Annotated in this window: 17 protein-coding genes; 9 read left to right on the forward strand and 8 right to left on the reverse strand. The window is 62.0% G+C overall.

Annotated features, from left to right (window positions below; translation table 11 throughout):
* Window positions 1-228 precede the first annotated feature (228 nt).
* A complete protein-coding gene (locus VGH41_RS06190) occupies window positions 229-1629 on the forward strand; it encodes an MFS transporter (RefSeq protein ID WP_331596469.1) in 1401 nt (466 codons plus the stop codon).
* A gap of 59 nt (window positions 1630-1688) precedes the next feature.
* On the opposite strand, the gene cobA is transcribed toward VGH41_RS06190, so the two are convergent.
* Window positions 1689-2453, reverse strand: coding sequence for a uroporphyrinogen-III C-methyltransferase (cobA, locus tag VGH41_RS06195; RefSeq protein ID WP_331596470.1), 765 nt, complete (start codon window positions 2451-2453; stop codon window positions 1689-1691).
* A gap of 666 nt (window positions 2454-3119) precedes the next feature.
* Here cobA and nirB point away from each other — a divergent pair.
* Genes nirB through VGH41_RS06210 form a run of 3 tightly spaced genes read left to right on the forward strand, consistent with a single transcriptional unit; the run spans window position 3120 to window position 10303 of the window.
* Window positions 3120-5669 (forward strand): nitrite reductase large subunit NirB, encoded by a 2550-nt coding sequence (nirB, locus tag VGH41_RS06200; protein WP_331596471.1) that lies wholly within the window; start codon window positions 3120-3122, stop codon window positions 5667-5669.
* Between the two features lie 32 nt (window positions 5670-5701).
* Complete coding sequence (gene nirD / locus VGH41_RS06205; protein WP_331596472.1) at window positions 5702-6049, forward strand: nitrite reductase small subunit NirD; 348 nt, start codon at window positions 5702-5704, stop codon at window positions 6047-6049.
* 45 nt (window positions 6050-6094) lie between these two features.
* Window positions 6095-10303: a bifunctional nitrate reductase/sulfite reductase flavoprotein subunit alpha gene (locus VGH41_RS06210; RefSeq protein ID WP_331596473.1), complete on the forward strand. Its 4209-nt coding sequence runs from the start codon at window positions 6095-6097 to the stop codon at window positions 10301-10303.
* Window positions 10304-10426: 123 nt separating this feature from the next.
* Here VGH41_RS06210 and VGH41_RS06215 read toward each other — a convergent pair whose 3' ends face one another.
* Window positions 10427-10954, reverse strand: a complete 528-nt coding sequence (locus tag VGH41_RS06215) for a hypothetical protein (protein WP_331596474.1) — start codon at window positions 10952-10954, stop codon at window positions 10427-10429.
* 515 nt (window positions 10955-11469) lie between these two features.
* Between VGH41_RS06215 and VGH41_RS06220 the strand changes: the two genes are divergently transcribed.
* Window positions 11470-13509, forward strand: coding sequence for an arabinofuranosidase catalytic domain-containing protein (locus VGH41_RS06220; RefSeq protein WP_331596475.1), 2040 nt, complete (start codon window positions 11470-11472; stop codon window positions 13507-13509).
* On the opposite strand, the gene VGH41_RS06225 is transcribed toward VGH41_RS06220, so the two are convergent.
* On the reverse strand, window positions 13488-13928 hold the full coding sequence (locus VGH41_RS06225) for a YkgJ family cysteine cluster protein (protein WP_331596510.1): 441 nt from the start codon (window positions 13926-13928) through the stop codon (window positions 13488-13490). The genes VGH41_RS06220 and VGH41_RS06225 overlap by 22 nt on opposite strands.
* 672 nt (window positions 13929-14600) lie before the next feature.
* Here VGH41_RS06225 and phoU point away from each other — a divergent pair.
* Window positions 14601-15308: a phosphate signaling complex protein PhoU gene (gene phoU / locus VGH41_RS06230; RefSeq protein ID WP_331596476.1), complete on the forward strand. Its 708-nt coding sequence runs from the start codon at window positions 14601-14603 to the stop codon at window positions 15306-15308.
* Between the two features lie 11 nt (window positions 15309-15319).
* Here the strand turns inward: phoU and pstS (VGH41_RS06235) are convergent, their stop codons facing one another.
* Together pstS (VGH41_RS06235) and pstS (VGH41_RS06240) are read right to left on the reverse strand one after the other, a co-directional pair.
* Window positions 15320-16354 carry a phosphate ABC transporter substrate-binding protein PstS gene (pstS, locus tag VGH41_RS06235; protein ID WP_331596477.1) on the reverse strand — a complete coding sequence of 345 codons (1035 nt, stop codon included), beginning with the start codon at window positions 16352-16354 and terminating at the stop codon, window positions 15320-15322.
* Between the two features lie 163 nt (window positions 16355-16517).
* Entirely contained in the window at window positions 16518-17555 is a 1038-nt protein-coding gene (pstS, locus tag VGH41_RS06240) for a phosphate ABC transporter substrate-binding protein PstS (RefSeq protein WP_331596478.1), read from the reverse strand.
* A 602-nt stretch (window positions 17556-18157) separates the two neighbouring features.
* Here pstS (VGH41_RS06240) and VGH41_RS06245 point away from each other — a divergent pair.
* Window positions 18158-18697 carry a hypothetical protein gene (locus VGH41_RS06245; protein WP_331596479.1) on the forward strand — a complete coding sequence of 180 codons (540 nt, stop codon included), beginning with the start codon at window positions 18158-18160 and terminating at the stop codon, window positions 18695-18697.
* A 495-nt stretch (window positions 18698-19192) separates the two neighbouring features.
* Here VGH41_RS06245 and VGH41_RS06250 read toward each other — a convergent pair whose 3' ends face one another.
* Window positions 19193-19453, reverse strand: coding sequence for a hypothetical protein (locus tag VGH41_RS06250; protein WP_331596480.1), 261 nt, complete (start codon window positions 19451-19453; stop codon window positions 19193-19195).
* Between the two features lie 345 nt (window positions 19454-19798).
* Between VGH41_RS06250 and VGH41_RS06255 the strand changes: the two genes are divergently transcribed.
* Window positions 19799-21154: an MFS transporter gene (locus VGH41_RS06255; RefSeq protein WP_331596481.1), complete on the forward strand. Its 1356-nt coding sequence runs from the start codon at window positions 19799-19801 to the stop codon at window positions 21152-21154.
* 194 nt (window positions 21155-21348) lie between these two features.
* The gene (locus tag VGH41_RS06260) at window positions 21349-21807 is read left to right on the forward strand and encodes a CHRD domain-containing protein (protein WP_331596482.1); all 459 of its coding nucleotides are present in this window, start codon (window positions 21349-21351) and stop codon (window positions 21805-21807) included.
* A gap of 42 nt (window positions 21808-21849) precedes the next feature.
* Here VGH41_RS06260 and VGH41_RS06265 read toward each other — a convergent pair whose 3' ends face one another.
* Together VGH41_RS06265 and VGH41_RS06270 are read right to left on the reverse strand one after the other, a co-directional pair.
* Window positions 21850-22542 (reverse strand): cytochrome b/b6 domain-containing protein, encoded by a 693-nt coding sequence (locus VGH41_RS06265; protein WP_331596483.1) that lies wholly within the window; start codon window positions 22540-22542, stop codon window positions 21850-21852.
* Between the two features lie 65 nt (window positions 22543-22607).
* The gene (locus tag VGH41_RS06270; RefSeq protein ID WP_331596484.1) at window positions 22608-23930 is read right to left on the reverse strand and encodes a TIGR00366 family protein; all 1323 of its coding nucleotides are present in this window, start codon (window positions 23928-23930) and stop codon (window positions 22608-22610) included.
* Window positions 23931-23991 lie beyond the last annotated feature (61 nt).

Below are 23991 nucleotides of genomic sequence, written 5' to 3' on the forward strand. Positions count from 1 at the left end.
ACGATGGCACAGCCCTTGCAATACATCGCCGCGAGGTCAATGGCGGCCTTCGAGTACTGAATTCTGAACTGGCGTCCTGAAGCTTGGGGACGTCGTCAGGGACAACGGCGTCCCGGCACGCGCTTCACGCTGAACGAGCAATCGGTCTGTGTGGACGCGTCCGGGACGCTTTTTTTTGCGCCGACGAAAGGTTGCAGCGACCCATCCCTTCGCCTCCGGGAGAGACCCATGAACACCTTGATCAAATCGTTGAAGAGCGGCAATTGGCGCGCGTTGCTCGCGTGCTTTCTGTACTTTGACACCGGCTTTACCGTATGGGTCATGTTCGGCCCGCTCGCACCGTTCATCCATAAGGACATCTCGATGTCGCCCGCCGAGCTGGGCTTCCTCGTTGCGGTGCCGGTGCTGGGCGCGGCCATCCTGCGCGTGACGCTCGGCAATCTCTATCAGGCTTACGACGGCCGGCGCATCGCGTTGCTGGGGGTGGCGCTCTCGGCGATTCCGTCGGTGGTGCTGCTGCTTTCGCCAACGGCGCCGTCATACACGATGCTGCTGGTGCTTGGCGTGCTGCTAGGCGTCGGCGGTGCGAGCTTCGCCGTGGCGCTGCCGATGGCGGGCAGCAACTACGCGCCGAAGGTGCAGGGTCTCGTGCTGGGTCTCGCTGCGGCCGGCAACATCGGTGCCGTGCTCGACGGCTTCATGTTTCCGGGCCTCGCCGATCACTTCGGCTGGGCCAAGGCAGCCGGCGCCGCGCTGCCGTTGCTCGCGCTCGCAGCGCTCGCGCTGTTCTTCTGGGCGAAGGATCAGGGTGTGAAATCGGGCAGTGCGTCGAAGGCATTCCGCAGTTTCGCCATCACGCTGGCCGGCTTGATCGCACTGGTGCTGCTGGTGCATGCCGGCGCGTTCGGGGCGGGCAAAACGGGCGTGCTGCTGCTGCCCGTGCTGGGTGCGTTGCTGGCCATCGCCGTGTTGCCGAAGCACTACCGCGGCGTGCTGACGGAAAGCGATACGTGGGTCGTGATGCTCGTGTACAGCATCACGTTTGGCGGGTTTGTCGGGATGTCGTCGTATGTGACGACCCTGCTGATTTCGCTGTATCAGTTGCCAAAGCTCGAAGCAGGCCTGTTCATGTCGCTGCTCGCGTTCACGGGGGCACTGGTGCGTCCGGTTGGCGGCCTGATCGCCGATCGCATCTCCGGCGTGCGCGCGCTGGTCCTGCTGCTGGCGGGCATTTCGCTATGCGATTTCGCGTTCGCCGCGTGGATGCCGCCACTGCCGGCCGGTATCGCGCTGCTGGTCGCCACCTATCTGTGCTTCGGCCTCGGCAATGGCGCGACCTTCCAGCTCGTGCCGCAACGCTGGAAGGGCAAGACCGGTTTGATGTCGGGCATCATCGGCGCCGCGGGCGGGATCGGCGGTTTCTATCTGCCGGTGATCATGGGGATGGCCAAGGAGAACACCGGCAGCTACCAGATGGGCTTTGCGACTTTTGGAGTGATCTCGGCGATCGCCTTCGCGCTCGTCGTACTGCATCGGACGCGCTGGCTGGAATGGGCGCTGCCGCGGGAAAGCCATGCCGTCGCGGAGCCGCTTCAGGTGGCGGGCGTGCGAGCCGACAGCGGGGCGTGAGCGACGCATCGTGTACGACGCGCCGCGTGGTTCGCGGCGCGCACGTCGCATGATTGAAGTTAAGCGCGCCGCAAAGCCGACCCTTGCTCGAACGCTTCCGGCATCACGGAAAGCACCGCTTCACCAATTGCATTGCCGACCAGAATCACCGCCGGGCTGCCCAAGCCCGCTTCCAGCGCGATGCTCGCGATTCGCTCCAGGCTCGCTATCACGCTGCGTTCTTCGGCCGTGCCCGCGGCCTGCACCACCGCTGCGGGCGTCGACGCGGGCAGCACGCCCATCAATGCTGCGCAGAGGTTTTCGATCCGGCTCATTCCCATATAGATAGCGAGCGTCGTGCCGGTGGCGGCGAGTGCGGCCCAATCCGGTTCGCTGTGATCGCGCAGATGCGCGGTCACGAAAGTCACGCCCTGGCAATGATCGCGATGGGTGAGTGAAATGCCGAGACCCGCTGCCGCGGCGAATCCGGATGACACGCCATTCAGAATCTCGCACGGAATCCGTGCCTGCCGCAGCGCGGCGAGTTCTTCGCCGGCACGGCCAAACATCAGCGCGTCGCCGCCTTTGACGCGCACCACATGCTGACCCGCTTTCGCATAACGCAGCATGAGGCGCTGAATGAAGGCTTGCGGCGTCGACTTGCAACCGCCGCGTTTGCCCACGCGAATCACGCGCGCCTGCGGTGCAAGCGCCACGATCCCGGGATTGACGAGGTCGTCGAGCAGCACGACGTCGGCACTGGCGAGTCGCTTCGCGGCACGGATCGTCAGCAGGTCCAGGTCGCCGGGGCCTGCGCTGAGCAGAGTGACTTTGCCGGTTGTCATCGAGAGGTTCCTTGTCATGCGTCATGCGTCAGGGTCAACGCGCGTCACGCCGAACGCAAACGGCGTCCGCTCGTCGTGTTGAACGAGGGGACGCCGTTGTCCTGATGCTCACTATAGTCGACTGCAATTCGAATTGTCGTGCACGGGCATCGTTGCCGCATGCGGACCGAAAAGCGAACGCAATAAGTGAGCCAGAAGGTCGCTGCAAGCAAGCCGGAAACTCGGGGCGCGCTTCTTCGCGCCGGTTACGTCATGACGAGCGCACGGGTGGGGACGATGTGCACCGTGAACGCCCCTTCGCGACACCCGGATGCACAACCGTCCTGCACGCTCGCTGTGCTGCGTCGCACCAACGCTGTGCTATCGCGCATCGAAATGAATTGTTCGAGATGAGCCTTACGATTGCAGCATTTTCTCGTGAGGCCCTGTCAACCAGGGCTTTTCGCGAAACGCACTAGATGGCACGGCCTTTGCATAATGCTTCAGCGCGGGCCAATGGCGGTTCGCACTGAATGCAGCAAAAGTCAGCTTCGTATCACGGGCTTTTGGACAACGGCGTCCCCCGAATCCGGTCTCTTACGACCGGATTTCGCGGGACGCCATTTTTATTTTGCCGGGCAAAAAACGATGTCGCGAATCCAACCTGAATCGAACGAGGCCACTGTCATGAACGTTATCGTCATCGGCCACGGCATGGTCGGCCACAAGCTCCTCGAGTGTCTGGCCGAGGACGGCGCACAGGCGCTCCATGTCACCGTGCTGTGCGAAGAACCCCGGCCTGCGTACGATCGCGTGCATCTGTCCGAGTTCTTTTCCGGCAAGTCGGCCGAAGACCTCTCGCTGGTCGCGCCGGGCTTCTTCGATCGCGACAACGTACTGCTGCGGCTGAACGCGAAGGCCACTGCGATCGACCGCGCCGCGCGCACCGTGACGATCTCGACCGGCGAAACGCTGAGCTACGACAAGCTGGTGCTCGCGACCGGTTCGACCCCGTTCGTACCGCCGATGGCAGGCAGCACGCGCAGCGACTGCTTCGTGTACCGCACGATCGAAGACCTCGAAGCAATGCGGGCCTGCGGCGCGCGTTCGAAGACAGGAGTAGTGGTGGGCGGCGGCCTGCTCGGACTCGAATGCGCGAAGGCGCTGCGCGACATGGGGCTCGAAGCGCACGTGGTCGAGTTCGCAGCGCGTCTGATGACGGTGCAGATCGACGATGGCGGCGGCCGTGTCTTGCGCAGCAAGATTGAGGAACTCGGCGTGCAGGTTCATACGGGCAAGCACACGCTGTCGATCGTCGACGGCGAAGCGGGCACGCACCGCATGCAATTCGCCGACGGCACGCATCTCGACACGGACATGATCGTGTTTTCCGCCGGTATCCGTCCGCGCGACGACATCGCGCGCGCCTGCGGCCTCGAACTGGGACCGCGCGGCGGCATCGCCATTGACGACACCTGCCGCACCAGCGACGAGCACATCTACGCCATCGGCGAATGCGCCGCATGGAACGGCCAGACCTTTGGTCTCGTCGCACCGGGTTATGACATGGCGCGCGTCACCGCAAAGCAGTTGCTTGGCATTGAAGCGTGTTTTAGCGGCGCCGACATGAGCACCAGACTGAAGCTGATGGGCGTGGACGTGGCGAGCCTCGGCGACGCGCACGGCAACACCAGCGGCAGCCGGTCATATCAGTTCGCCGACGAGCGCAAGCAGGTCTACAAGAAACTGGTGGTGTCCGATTGCGGCAAGTTCCTGCTCGGCGCGGTGATGGTTGGCGACGCAACCGAATACGGCATGTTGCTGCAGATGATGCTCAATCGCATTGAATTGCCGCAAGCGCCCGAATTCCTGATCCTGCCGCAAGCAGACGGCAACGCAAAGCCGGGCCTCGGCGTCGATGCGTTGCCCGACGCCGCGCAGATCTGCTCGTGCAACAACGTATCGAAAGGGCGCATCTGCGCGTCGGTGGGCGCGGGCGCAACCAGCATCGGCGCGCTGAAGACCGCCACCGGCGCGGGCACCACCTGCGGCGGCTGCGTGCCGCTCGTCACGCAGGTCATGAAGGCCGAGATGAAGAAGCAGGGCCTCGCGGTCAACAACCATCTGTGTGAACACCTGCCGTTCTCGCGTCAGGAGCTGTATCACATCGTGCGCGTCGAGCAGATCAAGACCTTCGGCGAACTGCTATCGAAGCACGGTCACGGTCTCGGCTGCGATATCTGCAAGCCTGCTGTCGCGAACATTCTGGCCTCATGCTGGAACGATTTCGTGCTGAAGAAAGAACACGCCGGTCTGCAGGACTCGAACGACTACTACCTCGCGAATATCCAGCGCGACGGCACGTATTCGGTCGTGCCGCGTATGCCGGGCGGTGAGGTCACGCCCGAAGGCTTGATTGCCGTGGGTCAGGTGGCGAAGAAATACGGCCTCTATACGAAGATCACCGGCGGCCAGCGCGTCGATCTGTTCGGCGCGCGCGTCGAGCAACTGCCGCTGATCTGGGAAGAACTGATTGCCGCCGGCTTCGAATCGGGCCATGCGTATGGCAAGGCGCTGCGCACGGTGAAGTCGTGCGTCGGTTCCACATGGTGCCGGTATGGTGTCGATGATTCGGTCGGCCTCGCGATTGCGCTGGAGAACCGCTACAAGGGTCTGCGCGCGCCGCACAAGATCAAGTTCGGCGTGTCGGGCTGCACCCGCGAATGCGCGGAAGCGCAAGGCAAGGACATCGGCGTGATCGCCACGGAGAAGGGCTGGAATCTCTATGTGTGCGGCAACGGCGGCATGAAACCGCGTCACGCTGAACTGCTCGCCTCCGATCTGGACCGCGACACGCTGATCCGCTATATCGACCGCGTATTGATGTTCTATGTGCGCACGGCCGACCGTCTGCAACGTAGCAGCGTATGGCGCGACAACCTGGAAGGCGGTCTCGACTATCTGATCGACGTAGTCGTGCACGACAGGCTCGGTGTCGCCGCCGAACTCGAAGCGGAAATGAAGCACGTGGTCGACACCTATGAATGCGAGTGGAAGAAGGCCGTCACCGATCCCGAAACCCGCAAGCGCTTCCGCCATTTCGTCAACAGCGATGCCGCGGACAACAACGTGGAATTCGTCGAGGAGCGTGGCCAGATCCGCCCGGCCACGCCCGCCGAGCGTGCCGCGCAGCAGCGCAAGCCGATTGCGATTCCGGTCGTCGTCGAGACCGTTTGATCAAACCCGTGAGTTATCCAAAGGAATTCATCATGAACAACGACCGCATGGCGAACGCGTGGGTGCCCGTGTGTGCGCTTGACGATATCGTGCCCAACACCGGCGTCTGCGCGCTCGTCGACGGTGAGCAGGTTGCGGTGTTCCACCTCGATGCGGGCGAGAGCAAGGTATTCGCGATCGAGAACTTCGATCCGGCTTCGCAGGCGTCCGTGCTGTCGCGCGGGCTCGTCGGCAACCTCGGCGAACGCGTCGTGGTCGCCTCGCCGATCTACAAGCATCACTTCGACCTGCGTACCGGCGAATGCCTCGAAGCGCCGGAGCATTCGGTGAGTGCCTTCGCGGCGCGTGTCGAAGACGGCCGCGTGTGGGTTTCCCTCTGATTCCGGACAGGCACCGAAGACCCGATTGGGCAGGCCAGGCAAACGATGAGCAGCAGCGTCAAAACGGTGTGTCCTTATTGCGGCGTCGGCTGCGGCATGGTCCTGCAAGTCGCGGACGGCCAGGTCGTCAAGATCTCCGGCGACCGCGAGCACCCGAGCAACTACGGGCGGCTGTGCACCAAGGGCAATTCCGCACACGTCGCGCTGCGCAAATCGGGGCGTCTGGAAAACGCGTACGAGCGCCGCGATCGCAATAGCGATCCGATTCCGCTGCCCGCCGACGACGTCATCACGAATACGGCGCGCCGCCTGCGCGGCATTCTCGATGCACACGGCCCGGATGCGCTGTCGTTCTATGTGTCCGGCCAGATGTCGATCGAGGCGCAGTATCTCGTCAACAAGCTCGCCAAAGGCTTTGTCGGCACCAACAATATCGAATCGAATTCGCGCCTGTGCATGGCGAGTGCGGGCAGCGGCTACAAGCTTTCGCTGGGGGCAGATGGGCCGCCCGGCTCTTACGAGGACTTCGACAAGGCCGATCTGTTCTTTGTGATCGGCGCGAATATGGCCGACTGTCATCCGATCCTGTTCTTGCGGATGATGGACCGCGTGAAGGCCGGCGCCAGACTGATCGTCGTCGATCCGCGCCGCACGGGTACTGCGGACAAGGCCAATCTGTTCATGCAGATCAAGCCCGGCACCGATCTCGCGCTGCTCAACGGCCTGCTGTATCTGTTGCACGAAAACGGCCACACGGATGCCGCTTTTATCGCGGAGTCCACCGAAGGCTGGGACGCCATGCCCGCGTTCCTTGCCGACTACACGCCTGAGAGAGTCGCCGAAATCACCGGCATCGCCGCGGCGGACCTGCGCACCGCCGCGCAATGGATGGGCGAAGCACGCGAGTGGATGAGCTGCTGGACCATGGGCCTGAACCAGAGTACGCACGGCACCTGGAACACCAATGCGATCTGCAATCTGCATCTGGCAACCGGCACGATCTGCCGTAGAGGGAGCGGGCCGTTTTCGCTGACCGGCCAGCCGAATGCGATGGGTGGCCGTGAAATGGGCTACATGGGGCCCGGTTTGCCGGGACAGCGTTCGGTGCTGGTGGAGGCAGACCGCGCGTTTATCGAAGACCTGTGGCAAGTCCCGCACGGCACGCTGAAGACGAAGTTGGGGCAAGGCACGATCGACATGTTCTCGCGCATGTCCGAGGGCGACATCAAGGCCTGCTGGATCATCTGCACCAATCCGGTCGCGAGCGTGGCGAACCGGCAGAACGTGATCGCCGGTCTGCAGGCGGCCGAACTGGTGATCGCGCAGGACGCGTTTCTCGACACCGAGACCAACCGCTACGCCGACGTGTTGCTGCCGGGCGCGCTGTGGGCCGAAGCCGAAGGCGTGATGATCAACTCCGAGCGCAATCTGACGCTCATGCAAAAGGCGATTGATCCGCCCGGCGCCGCGTTGCCGGATTGGCAGATCATTGCGCGCGTGGCCTGCGAAATGGGCTTTGCCGAGGCGTTCAGCTATGCGTCGGCAGAAGAGGTCTTCGCGGAGATCGTGCGCGCATCGAATCCGAAGACGGGCTACGATCTGCGCGGCGCGAGCTATGCCCGACTGCGCGAAACGCCGCTGCAATGGCCGTGTGCGCCTGAGGCCGGGAGCGATCGCAATCCGCTTCGCTATATCAACGACGGCGTCAGTCAAACGCTCAGGCAGAACGTGGACGGCAGCGTGCCACGCGTCGCCTTCCCGACGCCGAGCGGCAAGGCCGTGTTCCTTGCGCGTGCGCATGTCGAGCCGGCCGAAATGCCGGTGCCCGAATTTCCTGTCGTGCTGAACACCGGGCGGCTGCAACATCAATGGCACACGATGACGAAAACCGGCAAGGTGGCGACGCTCAACAAGCTCAACCCCAAGCCGTTTGTCGAGATTCATCCGGACGATGCGGCCGCGCTCGGCATCAGTGAACAAGACGGCGTGGAAGTGCGTTCGCGTCGCGGCCGCGCGGTGCTGCCCGCCATCGTGACGGACCGCGTGCGCCCCGGCGCATGTTTCGCGCCGATGCACTGGAACGACGTGTACGGCGAAGAGCTGTGCATCAATGCGGTGACGAACGACGCGATCGATCCAATCTCGCAGCAACCCGAACTCAAGTTTTGCGCGGTGGCGCTCGCTCCGGTTACCCGCGCCGAGCCTGTGCCGATGAACTCAGAGAGTGACAAGGCGAGCTTCGGCGCGGCGCTGCCGGCACCGCCTGTGTATGCCGATTCGAATCAGGAAATGGATATGCCCCGTGTCGATGCGTTGCTTTCCCAGCTCGGGATAGCCGAGATGTCTGCACCGCAACTGAGTGACGCGGAACGTGCCTATGTCTCGGGCTTCATCAGTGCGCTGCGTTCCGCTGAAGGCGCGAGGAGCGTGGCTGGCGTACCGGTTCTGCCGGTCAGCGCGCCGTTGCAGGCCGCCACACGACTGTGGTTCGACGGCATGCTGGCGGGGCTGTATAGCCGCGTTGAAACAGCTTCGTTGAATACGACGCCCGGGCCAGGAGAGCAGGGCGGCGCGCATATATCGCCTTCTGCTGAAGCGGCATCGTCCAGTACGGTTCGAATCGTGCGGCCGCGGCCGAAGGTGGTGCTGCTGTGGGCCTCGCAAACCGGCAACGTCGAATCGCTCACCGAGCCATACGCGACGCAATTGATGAACTCGGGCTTCGAGATCCGGACCTCGTGCATGGCGGACTATGCCGTGACGTCGCTGCAAAAAGCACAATACGTGCTGCTGATGACCAGCACCTTCGGCGACGGCGATGCACCCGACAACGGCGCGGCATTCTGGAGTGCATTGATGGCCGAGTATGCACCGCGTCTCGACGGCTTGCGTTTTGCCGTGTTAGGTTTTGGCGACCGCAATTACGATCGGTTCTGCGGCCACGCGCGCGAGCTCGATGCACGGCTCGCGGAGCAGGGCGCGTTGCGCCTGCTGGAGTGCGTCGACTGCGACACCGAGTTCCAGCCAACGGCAGATCAATGGCTCGAACGCGTGACCGCGCGCATCAAGGAAGAAGACGCGGCGCTCTATGCAGTTGCCTCTGATGGCATGATTCCGGCGATGTTGCCCGGCACGGTGCCGACAAAGGCGCGGCCCGCTGCCTCAAGGCTCGTGCAGAATCTGCGCCTGAACCGCCAGGGCGCTGCCAAGGACACCCGCTACTTTTCGCTGGCTACGGCGGATTCCGGCCTCGAATACGAAGTGGGCGACGCGTTGGGCGTGTGGCCGAGCAACTGCCCGGACCTCGTCGACGAGCTGATCGATCTGACCGGTCTTGCCGCGGATAGTGCGGTGCACGTGAGCGGCGTCGGCGACATGCGGCTCGCCGACGCACTCGCGAGGCACTTCGAAATTGCCCGACCGAATCCCGATGCACTGGCGTTCATTGCGTCGCGTCGCCCGGACGACGGCTTGAAAAAGCTGCTTGCCGAAGACAACAAGGCGGACCTGAAGAAATGGCTGTGGGGCCAGCAACTTGCCGATGTGCTGCATGAATATCCCGTCGACCTCAGCGCGGCTGAACTGCTCGCCATGCTCAAGCGTTTGCAGCCGCGTTTGTATTCGATCGCTTCAAGCCCGAAGGCGCATGCGGGAGAAATACATCTGACGGTGTCCGCGGTCCGGTACAGCAATGGCCGGCGCCAGCGCAAGGGTGTTTCGTCGACCTTTCTCGCAGATCGTGCCGACGGCATCAGCGTGCCGGTCTTCGTGCAGAAGTCCGCGCATTTCCGGCCGCCGCGTCAGGGCGATACTCCGATGATCATGGTCGGGCCCGGCACGGGTGTCGCGCCGTTTCGCGGCTTCCTGCACGAGCGCCAGGCGCGCGGCGACACTGGCCGCAACTGGCTGTTCTTCGGCGAGCAGCACGCGGATACGGATTTCTACTATCGCGACGAACTCGAAACCATGCGGAGAAACGGCGCGCTGACGCGGCTCGATGTGGCATTCTCGCGCGACCAGAGCGAAAAAATCTACGTGCAGGACCGCATGCGCGAACACGGTGGCGAACTGTTTCGCTGGCTCGAGGACGGCGCGCATTTCTACGTCTGCGGCGACGCGAACCGGATGGCGAAGGACGTGGATGCGGCGCTGAAGTCGGTGGTCGCGGCGCACGGCGGCATGAGCGCCGAAAGCGCGCTCGATTATGTGAACCGGCTTGCTCGCGAGAAGCGCTATGTGCGCGATGTGTATTGATGAGCCTTGCGGGATTCGTGCTGGGTTCGAAAGCGGCCCCGGGCACGGTCACACGCGCCCGGCGGTGATCAGGCGTGAGCCGGCGGCGTGCGTCAGCGCCTGCAGGCGCGCCCGATCTTCCTTCTAGCCCGCGACACTTTTGGTCGGCTGCGCGCCCGAGGGACCAAAGAACATCCTTTTGAGCCGGTCCCTTCCTATCACGCGGGCCAGTTCCGCGACCATGCAATAGTTGGCGATCAGCGTGACCAGCAGGATCTGGATAGCCCAGAAATGCGCCCAGTTGAGCTCGGCGAACAGCTGATGATTCGCGGCGAGCAGGTTGGGCGCTTCCTTCCAGTAATCATAGAGATGCTCCAGGTAGTGCACGAACAGGGCCACCACCGTGTAGATCAGCGTCCTCCAGCCGGCATTCCAGATCAGCGGCTTCTCAGGAAAGCGATTGACGAAGGGCAGCAGATTGGCAAGCAGCACCGATTTGCCGAGCACCAGCGCGGCGATGGTGACGGACGCCGAGGTCGGCAGGGTGATGCCGGTGCCGTGCGTCATCAGCGAACGGATGATCGCGACGATGTGCAGGATAACGAAGAAAAATATCGTCGGCGGCAACATCTCCAGGAATTCATGCTTCATGGTGGCAGTCAGCTTGCTCATCTTCCTCTCCCGGCGTGGTTGAGTTCGGCAGCATCCGCTAGCACGGCCGCACACGACATCCTCCGGCGTATGAGCCGAAAAGACCCGCGCAGCGCATGGAACACGATAGCACCCCGCGAGCGGGCCCGAACAGTTGAAGCGATACTGAACCATTCAACAATGAAAGCTTTTTATTAGCAATAATATTGGTAGACGCCCAACTATGCCGATTGCTTAAATGACAGCAAAGGGGCGAATCATTTGAATTGCGGCACTGCAGCTAGGGGATTATCCTGGCGCGCTACGGCGATAATATTGCCTAATATTACTAATAGACGAGGGCGCCAGCACTCTGCTGGCATCATGCTCCCTCTGCGCGGCGAGTCGCGTCATGCGGCACAACATTCTCTCAAGCGCCGCTAACGAGTAACGGTTCCGCACACTATCTGCTTGATCAGTGACGATTCTGTGTAAATCAGTTTGCATAACTAAGCTTACCAGGTCTAACCCAAAGGGTGGTTCGATAGGAGGAGGTCATGATGTCCAGAGGAGTGGGATTGCTTTCTGTTTTACTGGCGGCCACTGTTGCACTCGCTGCGTGCAATGGCGATAGCGCCGGCACATCTGCAGCACAAGGCGTGGCGAATCTGAGTGCGTCACCCGCCTCGCAAGCAAACACTGCCCAGTCGGATAGCAGTGCGGAAACGGTAGCGGCGGGTGCGCTCGCCTTACCTTGCGACGCCGCCGCATCGGCCAACACACCATGCTCCGCGGCTCACAGCGTGACACGCCTGCTGACGCGGAATTATCGAGGCCCGCTTTTCCAGCTTCAAAGAGCCTCTGACAATGCAAAGCAGGATATCTATGCCTACACGTCGAGCACCTTGCCGAACGGCGCCGATCGGCAGCAGATCGGCTCGACCAACGTTAAAAGCGCAAACGCGTTCTGCAACAATACCTCGTGTTCGGTCTCTTACATTTACGATCAGATCGACTCGGTTGCGGCGCTGAAGGCCGGCGCGTTTGGCAACGTGCCCGCCGTGCTCACGCTCAATCCGGACGGCACGGAGTCACTGAGTTTCACCAGTAGCGCTTCAGGATCGAACAAGACCACGACCGTACCGGTCATCAATGGCTTTGCGACGATCACGCTCCCCGGCACGGGCGGGACACTGATCGTACAGTTGTCGCAACCGCCCACCGCGCTGACCGCGCAGTCGCCCACGCAGCAGATATCCATCGGCAACGATTTGCCGGCGCTGCCGGGCACGTCGGCAAAGCTGGGTTTTGTCCCGCTCGATGGCGCACAGATTCCGGCGTTGAATACGTTGGCGGGGCAGGCTTATCGCAACAGATTCGGCACGGTGAACCAGTCGATCGGCGATACCGATATCGCCGAATACATGGTGGCAGGCGCCCACTATGACCAGTCGTCCACCTGTTGCGGCACCTACGGCAATATGGAGAGCAGCGCCAACCCCAGCACCTATGTTCATGGCGAAGTCGAGGGCGAAATGTTTGCGCTGGCGTTCTCGAACGGCAACGCGGCGGTGTTCGGCTATTGCGATGGTGATTCGAACCAGCCACCCAACGCGAAAGATCCCGTATGTAACGGCCTGGATATCAACTGGCCGGGTGTCGACGCCGAGGCCGGGGTCTATCTGTACGGCCCGCAGCAGCCTAAAAATGAAAAGTTCGTGACGGTGCTGTCCAAGTATTCGCCGGTGAATGCATCGAATATTTTCGTCGTCAAAGGCGGTTCCGCTTCGCAAAACGTGCTCACCGCACTGTTTGATCAGGCTCCGCCAGAAGCCCTTAACTTTGGCGGCGATGCGGGTCACGCCTTCAACGGTCAATGGCAAGGGGGCCTTTCGCTGGGTGAAGGGGGCGACGGTAGCGCTGCGCCGGTTCAGTTCTTCGAAGGCGCGGTCATCACCAAAGCGACCTCCGACGTGACGGACAACGCGATCCAGTCCAGCATTGCGAGTTTCTACGGGCCGCCTGCCAACAAGACCGCGGCCGCCTGCTCTGCAGACAATCTGGTCAATTCGCCGCTGAGTCTCGCCATGCCGGACGCATGGAGCCAACAAAATGGCGGCACCGCTGTGCCTGCCACCGACATCACAGGCAACAGCCAGCATGCGGCGACGGTGATCGGCACGAACGGCTCTTCAGTTGCGAATATCCGCGAGATCATCCGCGTTCAGGGCGGCCAGACCTATAGCTTTACGGACTACGTTTTGGCCACGACCAACGCAACGGTCTTTCCCGGCGGGTCCATCCAGACTGACGATTCGAGCGGCACGGAATTCGGCTGGGTCGTCAACACCAATACAGGGCAGGTCGTGAGGGGCACCTGGGGCGCGGGGCAAGCGAGTTCGCTGAGCGCGGTGCGAGCGGGCAACTGGTGGAAAGTGACGATGACCTTTACTGCGCCTGCGGGATCGAATAACGCCTCCGTCTTTATCGATCCGCCCACCTCGAGTGCCGCAGGAAACCGGTCACAGCAAGCGGCTTATCTGAGCGCCACGCACTATTGCCCGAGCCTCGCCATTCAGACTGCTTCGGGGATGTAAGGCCCGTCAGGTGGGAGCGGCGGCGCCTTGGGTGTGGGCGCCACCGCGCTCGTCGACGACGCGAGCGCGGCATGACGCTGCAACGGAGCGAGCCCGATATTTTTTCGCAAACGCTGACAATCGGGGTTCGGTGTCCCGTCCTCGCGCCACACCCGATATTCACGGCATGGCGTAGGACGAAGCGGGTATATCTCGCAGCGGATGCCGGGTTTGCCCACGACCCCGCGCAAAGCAACGCAGCGGCCGTGGCCCATTTCCGTTCCCTTCATGCAAACGATGAACGGATTGACGGCGCTGACGAGTTCATCCGGCACGGTACCGCCGGGTGAACTCGCCATTTCGCCCATATACATCGACACGCGAAAGTGCTGGCAACACGCGCCGCACGACAGGCAGGGATTGTCTTCCTGGTCAGCCATATCCGCAAAGACACGACTGTCGGTCTGCACGTGGAGTCGTTGAACGGCCTCGCTGGTGGCCGTTTTACGCCTTGACACGTCTTCTGTACTGACTAACTGCGACGACACCATCTTGGGATCGAAAAAGATTGTCTTGCGTTGATAAAAATAATTCGGCATCCGAATTGTGCAGATGCGTCACTTGCCTGGTTTACGACAGCGAGCCGGACTTTTACTTGCTTCGCACGAGGCGTAAAACTCGTCAGATGTTAGGGGCTCTTCAAAGCGCCGGGCAAGTAAAAAGGTAGTAAACAGGGCCGGGACCAGGGCATTGCCGGGAACTCCATTGAACGGGGGCGTCGCCGTACTGGTGTGAGCCGCACGAGCAGCCCGCTCAAACCGGGCAAAACCAGCAAGCCGCAGACGGTGCCGGCCGTTGTCTTGCCGGACAAGTGACCCGAGATTTTCGGTTTCGTCGCGGCGGCCTTCATTGTTTCGATTCCGCTGAACGCCCGCGCGTGCGCGGTGCGGCTTCTTCCTGTCTATCCGACGCAACCGGTCGGATCGCAGCCACTTCGCGACAACCTCAATCCATTCTGGAAAGCACCCTATAACGGGATATACTGTTTATATCGTTTGTCAGGGTAGGGATGAGGATAAACGCGTCGAGCATCAGGAAGTCGAGGAATGGACATGCCGGACAAACACCTTTCAAGCAGTTTTGACGCTGACCTCAACCTGCTATCCACCAGGTTGCTCGAAATGGGCGGACTGGTGGAAGCACAGATTGCGCTCGCGGTTGAAGTCCTGAACACGTTCGATATGACGCTTGTCGAGCAGGTTCTCGACGGTGAACGTCGGCTCAATGCGATGGAGATTGCCATCGACGAAGACGTGTGCAACATCATCGTTCGACGCCAGCCCACGGCTCGCGATCTGCGATTCTTGATGGCCGTCTCGAAGTGCGTCACCAACCTCGAGCGGGTGGGCGACGAGGCTCGCAAGATTGCGAAGCGAACTCGCCGCATTGCGCTCGACAACGCCAGCCGCAGCATCGACATCACCGAAATCAGGGCTTCCTGCGAAATGGCCTTGACCATCTTGCGCAGGGCGCTGGATGCATTTGCGCGGATGGATCATGTTGGCGCCGCGAAAATCGTCACCGACGACGAGGTCATCGACAACGAGTTTCGCGCCTTCATGCTCAAGCTTGTCACGCACCTGATGGCGGACCCGAAGACCATCTCGATCGGGCTCGACTACCTGGTGATCGCGAAGGCCGTCGAGCACATCGGCGATCATGCGACCCATATAGCCGAGTGCGTCGTCTATGTCGTCAAGGGCACCGACGTCCGGCATGTACCGCGCGACCAGCTGGAACGTCATGTGTCCGGCAGCTAAGGTCCGCCGGCTCACGGACCGGCGACCGGCTTGCCCGCGGCGTCCTTCACCTTGGTCTGCCATTGCGAGCGGATTTCGCTGACTACGGAGTCCGGCAATGAAATGTAGTCCAGGTTTTGCGCGGCCGGACCGCCGTTTTTAAATGCCCAGTCGAAGAATTTCAAGGTTTCCTTGCCGTGGTCAGGCTTGTCCTGCGTCGTATGCAGCAACACGAACGTCGCGCCGACAATGGGCCACGCATCCTTGCCCGGCTCGTTGGTCAGGATCTGATAGAAGGACGTTTTCCAGTCGGCTCCCTCCGCGGCCGCCTTGAATGTTTCGGGACTGGGCTGCACCACGGCACCGGACGCATTCTTCATGGCCGCATAGGTCATATGGTTTTGCTTCGTATATGCCCATTCGACATACCCGATGGCGCCCGGCAGGCGCTGCACGAAGGCCGCCACGCCATCGTTGCCTTTGCCGCCCACGCCGGTTGGCCAACTCACCGTCGTGCCTTCGCCAACCTTGCTCTTCCATTCGGGATTGACCTGCGCGAGGTAGTGCGTCCAGATGAAACTCGTGCCTGACCCGTCCGCGCGCCGGACGGTGGCAATGTCGGTGTCCGGCAGCTTGAGTTTCGGATTGAGCGCGGTGATGGCCGGGTCATTCCACTTCTTGAGCTTACCCAGATAAATGTCGCCGAGGACCTGACCCGAGAGCGTCAGATCTCCAGGCTTGATACCAGGAAGATTGACGACCGGCACCACGCCTCCAACGACCGTCGGGAACTGGAACAGGGCGTCTTTCGCCAGTTCGTCGTCCTTGAGCGGCGCGTCGGACCCCGCAAAATCCACGGTCTTTGCAATGATCTGCTTGATGCCGCCAGACGAGCCGATACCCTGGTAGTTCACCCGGCCGCCGCCGCTCTTCTGGTACGCGTCGGCCCACCTGGTGTAGATGGGCGCTGCGAAGGTGCTGCCGGCACCGGTGATGTCGGCAGGGTGTGCCGCGACGGTGACGAGCGCCGCCGCGAGTCCGGCAGCCAGCGTGAGTGCGAGTCTCATGAGTACCCCTTGGGAAAGCGTGGGGGAAGGGTGAATTGAACGTAGACCTGCCCGATGTCAGATTAATGACAGTAAGGGACAAACCGGGGATGCAGGTGCGCGTGAACAGTCGCGTCGCCAAGTCCGGATCTGGTATGGAGAAACCCCGTGCCGGGCTATCGGTTCATTGACCCGCGACGGCCTTCCCCGAAACGTCCTTGAAGTGGCTGCGCAATTGCGTGCGGACTTCGGTGAGTACTGCTTCGGGCAAGGGGATGTAGTCGAGGGCTTCGGCAGCCTGGCCGCCGTTGGCGAATACCCAGTCGAAAAACTTCAGCGTGGCATCGCTCTGCTCAGGCTTGTCGTGGGTAGCGTGCAGCAACAGGAACGTAGCGCCGATCAGAGGCCATGCGTCCTGACCCGGTTCATTGGTGAGGAATTGATAAAGCGACTTCGACCAGTCGGCGCTTGCGGCGGCCGCCTTGAATGTGGCGGGTCCCGGTTCGACCGCCGCGCCCGTCGAGTTTTTCAGGGCCGTGTACGACATACGGTTCTGCTTGGTGAAGTCCCATGCAACGTAGCCTATGGCACCGGGCACGTGTTGCACGTAGGTGGCCATCCCGACGTTTCCTCTGCCGCCAATGCCGCGCGGCCAGCGCACGCTGGTTCCTTCGCCAACCTTGCTTTTCCACTCGGGATTCATCTGCGCAAGATAGTGCGTCCAGATGAGCGTCGTGCCGGATCCATCCAGACGGCGGACCACGGCAATCGGCATGTCGGGCAGTTTCAGTTTCGGATTGAGTGCTGCAATGGCAGACGCATTCCAGTTGATGATTTTGCCCAGATAGATGTCGCCGAGAACCGGACCGGAGAGCGTCAATTCTCCCGGCTTGATGTCCGGAATATTCACCACCGGCACGACGCCGCCGACCACGGTCGGGAACTGGAGCAAACCATCTTTGGTGAGCTCTTCGGCGGTGAGCGGGGCGTCGGAACCCGCGAAGTCGACCTCTCTGGCGACGATCTGCTTGAGGCCATCCGTCGAACCGACGGCCTGGTAGCTCACCTTGCCGCCGCCGGACTTCTGGTAAGCGTCAGCCCATTTGTCGTAGATGGGAGCGGCGAAGGTGCTACCGGCGCCCGCAATGTCGGTGCCGTGAGCCGCAATGGAGAGCAGGGCGGCAGTCAGGCCGGCGGTCAATATTGTTGGAACTTGTCTCACGAGGACCTCACTTTGAATTCTTGTTGGAGATCGCGGCTGTCTGACCACTCCTTCGTGTCGGGTTGCGACGAACTCGACATCATCAATAGATGCGGGCGGCGCGCAAACATAGATTGCATTACAGGACGATGAAGACCGCGATGCAAATTGAATCGCCCTATCAGGCAGGACGTGCGCGAAGGCTCGATTCCGTCACAACGTCGCGCGTCGGATCCGGTGACCGGCCATTCCCGCGCTTGACCTCTTCAACGCACGACTCATCGAGACGTTTCTACGCGTTTTGTGTGATGCAGCCGGCACCGACCGAATGGGCGAGGGCGCTCATCGCGATCGCGCGGCCGGCGATTTCGCTTCCTGGTCGCCGTGAACTGACATGACGAATTCTCGGCGCCGCCGTGTTCGCGACTAAAGATTCCTTTCAATCAGCCGATAACCCGTCACAACACTCAAGTCGAAACCCGGAGCACTAGTTGAACAATACGAGGTTGGCTTCACCCCTCGCGGCAATCATGGCTGCACTCTGGCTGTCCGGGTGCACAACAGGAGGGCAAAGGCAGGTCCCCGTCCAACCCGTTACGCAATCCACACGGGGCGCTGCGACAGTGCCCGTCGCTTCGGCCGCTCGCCCGGCTGTTGCCACCCGGCCGGTTGTCGTCGAACGGGTACTCCCGGACCCCAATGATGTGTATATCTCCGGCGCCGCTAATAGCGACGTCGTGTTCGTCGCGGGCAGCACGTACATCTGGGTGACCGGTCAGGATGGTCGACGGTATCGGCATTTCTACGGCCACGGCGACCGCCGCCGCGAAGTGTTTCGTCGCCGCGATAATCTGCGCTCGGTCGGCGCGCCGCGGCCCGGACATCCGACGACGCGCTACGCCGTCCGCGAACATGGCCCGCAGCGCGAAAACTCCGGACGCGTGCAGCTATTGCATACTCGCGCGACGCTCGCCCACGGTCATCCAGAACAGAAACATCCTCTGGCCTTGAACAATCCGTCGCGTCACGCCGTTCAACCCGGCCATCAGGCGCCAACACAAAACCCGGGTATTCACACGGCATCCGCCGGCAAAGCCAGTCTTCACACGCAGCCTGAGCCTCGCATCTCCGCGGCGAAAGCCGAGGCATCGCCCAGGTCCTAGCAGATCTCACGGGACACGGTTGGCCTCACGAGACGTTTGAGCGGCGCGTGGCAATCTCATCACGGCTCGTCGGCGCGATCCGTTTCGTTGCAGCCATCGCAGCCTCCGGTGGCGGATAACCGGCCACCGGTCAGTCGACGATGGCCCGAAAAGCGGACATTTCTAATGAGCCAGAACCGGACATTTCTAAAAAGCTCTAACATCAAAAAGCTCGCTAATTTATATTATGTCAAATAATAGAATCGGGTCTTCGTCACGATCCCAGTCCAGCACTGCTCGTCCGCATGCTCGCCAAGTCGAACCGTTGCAGCTCGCCGCATTCACCATCGTCACGAAGCGAGTTCTGCCGGCAAGCGATCTACCGGGCTCAGCGGTTCGCCTGAAGCTACGCCTTGCCTGCACATCAATTGATGCCAGCAGTCCCGCCAGAGTTGATCCGCTTGCCGAAACCGGCCGACGCCGCGTCATTGGCGACGGCTCATCGCGGCTCACGTGTCAATGACGGACGTAAATCGACTTCAGGCCCACGTCAGCGGCGGGATTGAATGCGGAGTCGGAAACGGTGCCTGGGTGCGCGTCAGCGTGGTCACCGATCGAATCGATGTGGAGTGGCTTCTGTGCGGAATCCCCACCGACAGCCTCGTACGCGATCATCTCAGTCTGGTTCTCATCGACGTGAGCGATCGGTTGCGCGAACGCCACGGTGGGCAAAACGAATACAGCGGCAAGCAGTGTGGAACGGAAAAACGTGTTCATGGCGACTCTCCTGCGAGACATCGAGCTTCGATGCGGGTTGGGGTCACTCGACCCATGAAAGCGATACTAGGCGCGGACAATTAGGCCAAAGTGAGCGCCGCGCGCTGACGCGTTTTGCCATGGGGCAAAGCCTTCCAGCCACCCGTCAGCACTGTCGGAAAAGCTCTGGTCCACGCCTTCAGAAACCTCGTCGATACAGAAAATCCGGCTTTGAGCTGCGGATGGAATGAAATCTGCTGCGCCACTCGCCAAGGCGCCCGACGACGTCACCTGGCTGCACAACGCCCTCCCCAACCAATTCATGTTTCACCGGAGCCACGCATCCATGGATGGGCTTGACCCAGAATGCCTGCGCCGTTGCGGCGCCGGTCCAGTCGCGGCTGCCAGGTAGCCCGGATCGCAAGGGAAAACATGCCGAGTCCGTATCCAGAACAATCGCGAGCCCGCGACGATGCACCCCGGTCACCGTCATCACTCAGCTTGCGTGGCCTCGACGGGCTCAACTTCCTGATGGCAGACGTGCGAGACGGCCTTGGCCCGTTCCTGTCCGTCTACCTCAAAGGCACGCAACATTGGGGTTCGGGCAACATCGGACTCGTCATGGCGGCGAGCGGGGTCGCAGCGGCGATCTGCCAGATTCCCGCGGGGCTGCTGGTCGATGCGGTCCGTGCGAAGCGTCTGCTCATCACGATATCCGGCTTGCTGGTGGCCACCGGATGCCTTCTGATCGCATTTTTGCCAACGCTGCCAACCGTGTTCGCAGCACAACTCGGCCTCGGCGCGGCCTCTGCCATCATTCCGCCATGTCTCGCGGCACTGAGCCTCGGCGTGGTAGGGCACCGCTTGCTGCCCGCCCGGATCAGCCGCAATGAGGGATTCAATCATGCGGGCAACTTCGCAGCCGCTCTTCTGGCTGGCGGCCTGGGGCAATATGTCGGGGTCATCTGGCTGTTCTATCTGATCTGCGGCTTCGCGGTCGCGAGCGCGCTCGTGGTTCTGCTCATCAAGCCAAAGGAGATTGACCACGAACTGGCTCGGGGATTCGAAAGCGCCGCCGATGCCGTGGGACATCGCAGCCCCATGCCGTTCGCGCAACTGTGGAAAAAGCGCGACCTCAAGGTGTTCCTGATCGCGGTCGCCCTCTTTCACTTCGGCAATGCGGCGATGTTGCCGCTCGCCGGCCAGGTCGTCGCCAGGCTTCACCCCGGGATGGCCGTCGTCGCGCTGAGTGCGTGCGTCATTTCGGCACAACTGGTGATGGTCGCTGTCGCCGCCACGGTCGGCCACGCGATGCGCAAAGGTGTCGGACGAAAGAAAATCTTTATGGTCGCGCTAGCCGTGCTGCCGGTCCGAGGCATTCTCTTTTCGATGACAGACAGCCCCTATGCCGTGGTTGTCATTCAACTGCTCGATGGCGTGGCTGCCGGCATTTTCGGCGTGATCGCCGTGGTCATCGCCTCTGATCTGATGCGCGGCACCGGGCGTTTCAATTTCGCACAGGCACTCATGGCGCTGGCGGTTGGAATTGGCGCAGCGTCGAGCAACGTGACAGGCGGCTATGTCGTCGAGAAGTTTGGCTTTACTGCGGCATTTCTGACCTTGACCGCCATCAGCGTGCTCGCCCTTCTGTTCTTCGCGGTGTTCATGCCCGAAACCCGGCCAGCCTCGCGTGCGATAGTAGCGACCCATGTTACGAGCTGAGCGGACCGGCCCGCTGCTGCGCCGTCTGCACTAGAGTTGTCATCTGGTTGCGTCTATCCTTGTCTCACCTTTAACTGCCAGCAGCGCCTGCGCCGCATCGTTTGCTTTTCGTAAGAAGCGGGCCTCGAAGCATACGGGAACGCAAGCAATCTACCCTGCTACAGCAAGGTAAAAACCAAACAGGAGAACAGCAAATGACCCATTCGATCTCTCGCCGCGCTTTCACGCTTCTAGCCGGTCTCACCCTCGCCGGCGCCATGACCTTCGCCGAGGCGGCGCCCGTTTCGTTTACCGTGCCGCTCACAGGCGACCAGCAGGTGCCGCCGGTGCAGACCCAAGGCAACGGCACGGCCAACCTCACCTACGATGCCAGCACGCATGTCGTCACGTGGGCCATTACGTTCAGCGGCCTGTCGAGCGAAGCCACCATGGCCCATTTCCATGGTCCTGCGCCTGCCGGCAAGAATGCCGGTGTGAAGGTGTGGATTTCGCAGAAAGGCACCATGTCCATGACCAGTCCGCTCAACGGGCAGGCCACTCTGTCGCCGGAGGATGCGCAAATGTTCGAGGCGGGCCAGATGTACATCAACGTGCACACCAAGACCAATCCGGGCGGCGAGATCCGCGGTCAGGTGGTGCCGCCCAAGGGCTAAAAGCCCCCCAGAAGACGACCCTGCAAACGACCGGTAATCAGCCTAAAGATACGTCGCGAGCAGGGTCACGACAGCCGCGCCGACCGCGAGCAGAACCAGCGCCAACCACGTTGGCCTCTGCTGCGGCACGGCGACGGATGGCGGTAATGGCTTGTAGCCGGTCAGCATGGGGCGCACCAGGTTGTGCCCCTTCACCACCGCGTACAGTGCGATCACCAGCACGTGTACGACGACGGCAGCGAGCAGCACGTCCCACCCCAGCGCATGCACGGACGCGATGGCGTTGGCGAGCCACGCGGGCACCCATTCGCTCAGCGGTCCCTCGTCTGCAATGTCGTTGTTGAGGTAAAGACCGCTCAGCGTCTCGATCAGCAGCAACGCGAGCAGCAGCATGACCATCCAGCCGCCGGCCGCGTTGTGGCCGACCTGCGTATCGTCGTCGCGACGAAACAGATGGCGCAGATGCCCGAGCGCCGCCGCGGGTGAGGCGAGAAAGCGGCGAAAGCGCGCAGTCTCGCTGCCGAAACAGCCCCACAACAGCCGAAAGATCAGCAGCGCGAGCAGCGCTTCGCCCACTCGCACATGCCAGTCGATCCAGTTCAGCTTCAAGGTCACGTAGGCCGCCGTCACGAGCGCGACCACTAGCCAGTGAAACAGCCGCGTCGGCGCATCCCAGACGAGCACGCTCCGACGAACCGGCGGGACCGGCGGCCTGACGGGTTCGTCGGTATTCATGGATTGCGCCTCTTTGATCACAGTCGCTACTCGCGCTTCACGCATGCTCGGCAAACCACCAGCCGTCAGAACAGATACAGCCCGGCGACGAACACCACGCCCGAGAACAGCAGCGCCGTCACGCAATAGCCCATGATGTCGCGCACACCGAGCCCTGCAATCGCAAGCGCGGGCAGCGCCCAGAACGGCTGCGCCATATTGGTCCAGGCTTCGCCGTAAGCAATCGCCATGGCCGATTTGCCCAGGTCGGCGTGCAGCGCCTGCGCCGCCGGCATCACGAACGGCCCCTGCACCACCCAGTGGCCGCCGCCGCTCGGCACCGCGAAGTTGATCACCGCCGAGCTCAGGAAGGCGAGCAGCGGGAAGGTGTGTACGTTGGCGATATCGACGAACCATTTGGTGATCACGCCGGCCAGTCCCGAGTGATCCATCAGCGCCTGAATGCCGGCGTAAAACGGGAACTGGATCATGATGCCGGAGGCGCCCTTCGCCGCCACGCCCACGGCGCGTGCGTAGGCCATCGGCGTCTTGTGCAGCACCATGCCGGCGGCAAGGAACACCAGATTGACCGTGTCGACGTCGAGCACGAAGCCCTTTTGCACCGTACGCACCACCAGAAAGATCGCGCACACCAGCGCAACCAGGATCGCCAGCACGCGGCTTTCTTCGAGTCGCTCAGCAAGCGTCGCGTTGGGCGGCAAGATGCGTTCGACTGAAGGCGGTTCCTCGAGCAAGGCCGGATCCACGGCAACCACGTCTTCGGGCCTGGGCATCATCAGGCGCGCGAGAATCGGCAGCAGCACGATCAGGCCAAAGGTGATGAACGCGTTATAGCCGGTGAAGATGGTATGCGACACGGGAATCAGGCCAATGGTCTTCTCCATTGGATTGCCCTTGGTGGCGGCGACGAGCGGCACCGAGCCGGACAGGCCGCCGTGCCACGTCAGAAAGCCCATATACGCGCTCGCCACCAGCAGCCGGTAGTCGGTGCCCTTCACGCGGCGCGCCACTTCGCGCGCCAGCATCGCACCCAGCACGAGGCCGAAACCCCAGTTGATCGCACAGGCCACCGCGCCGCAAAACGCCACCAGCATGACGCCCTGCGCCGGCGTGCGCGCCGAACTCGCCAGCGCCACCAGCAAACGCTTGACCGGTCCGGAACTGGCCAGCGCGTGACCGGTCACGAGAATCATGGCCATCTGCATCGAAAAGGCCAGCAGGTTCCAGAAGCCGGCACCCCAGAACGTCACGAGCTCGGCCGGTGCCTTCGGTGTCAGGCCGAAGGCCAGCAGGAAGGTGGCGATGGTGAGGAAAATTGCAAAGATAAGGGGATCCGGCAGGACGCGATGCACCACCTGCGTGAAGAAACCCGAAATACGCTGAATCAACTGTCTACTCCTCTTCACCAATGATTTTTTCTAATGGGCAGATTCAGGTTCGATTTGCTTT

The sequence above is a fragment of the Paraburkholderia sp. genome, assembly GCF_036488795.1.
Classification (GTDB): Bacteria; Pseudomonadota; Gammaproteobacteria; order Burkholderiales; family Burkholderiaceae; genus Paraburkholderia.

What these genes read in the sequence shown, in the direction of transcription:
- VGH41_RS06190 (WP_331596469.1), top strand. Translation starts at nt 229, where the DNA reads ATGAACACCTTGATCAAATCGTTGAAGAGCGGCAATTGGCGCGCGTTG.
- cobA (WP_331596470.1), bottom strand. Translation starts at nt 2,453, where the DNA reads ATGACAACCGGCAAAGTCACTCTGCTCAGCGCAGGCCCCGGCGACCTG.
- nirB (WP_331596471.1), top strand. Translation starts at nt 3,120, where the DNA reads ATGAACGTTATCGTCATCGGCCACGGCATGGTCGGCCACAAGCTCCTC.
- nirD (WP_331596472.1), top strand. Translation starts at nt 5,702, where the DNA reads ATGAACAACGACCGCATGGCGAACGCGTGGGTGCCCGTGTGTGCGCTT.
- VGH41_RS06210 (WP_331596473.1), top strand. Translation starts at nt 6,095, where the DNA reads ATGAGCAGCAGCGTCAAAACGGTGTGTCCTTATTGCGGCGTCGGCTGC.
- VGH41_RS06215 (WP_331596474.1), bottom strand. Translation starts at nt 10,954, where the DNA reads ATGAGCAAGCTGACTGCCACCATGAAGCATGAATTCCTGGAGATGTTG.
- VGH41_RS06220 (WP_331596475.1), top strand. Translation starts at nt 11,470, where the DNA reads ATGATGTCCAGAGGAGTGGGATTGCTTTCTGTTTTACTGGCGGCCACT.
- VGH41_RS06225 (WP_331596510.1), bottom strand. Translation starts at nt 13,928, where the DNA reads ATGGCTGACCAGGAAGACAATCCCTGCCTGTCGTGCGGCGCGTGTTGC.
- phoU (WP_331596476.1), top strand. Translation starts at nt 14,601, where the DNA reads ATGCCGGACAAACACCTTTCAAGCAGTTTTGACGCTGACCTCAACCTG.
- pstS (WP_331596477.1), bottom strand. Translation starts at nt 16,354, where the DNA reads ATGAGACTCGCACTCACGCTGGCTGCCGGACTCGCGGCGGCGCTCGTC.
- VGH41_RS06250 (WP_331596480.1), bottom strand. Translation starts at nt 19,453, where the DNA reads ATGAACACGTTTTTCCGTTCCACACTGCTTGCCGCTGTATTCGTTTTG.
- VGH41_RS06255 (WP_331596481.1), top strand. Translation starts at nt 19,799, where the DNA reads ATGCCTGCGCCGTTGCGGCGCCGGTCCAGTCGCGGCTGCCAGGTAGCC.
- VGH41_RS06260 (WP_331596482.1), top strand. Translation starts at nt 21,349, where the DNA reads ATGACCCATTCGATCTCTCGCCGCGCTTTCACGCTTCTAGCCGGTCTC.
- VGH41_RS06265 (WP_331596483.1), bottom strand. Translation starts at nt 22,542, where the DNA reads ATGAATACCGACGAACCCGTCAGGCCGCCGGTCCCGCCGGTTCGTCGG.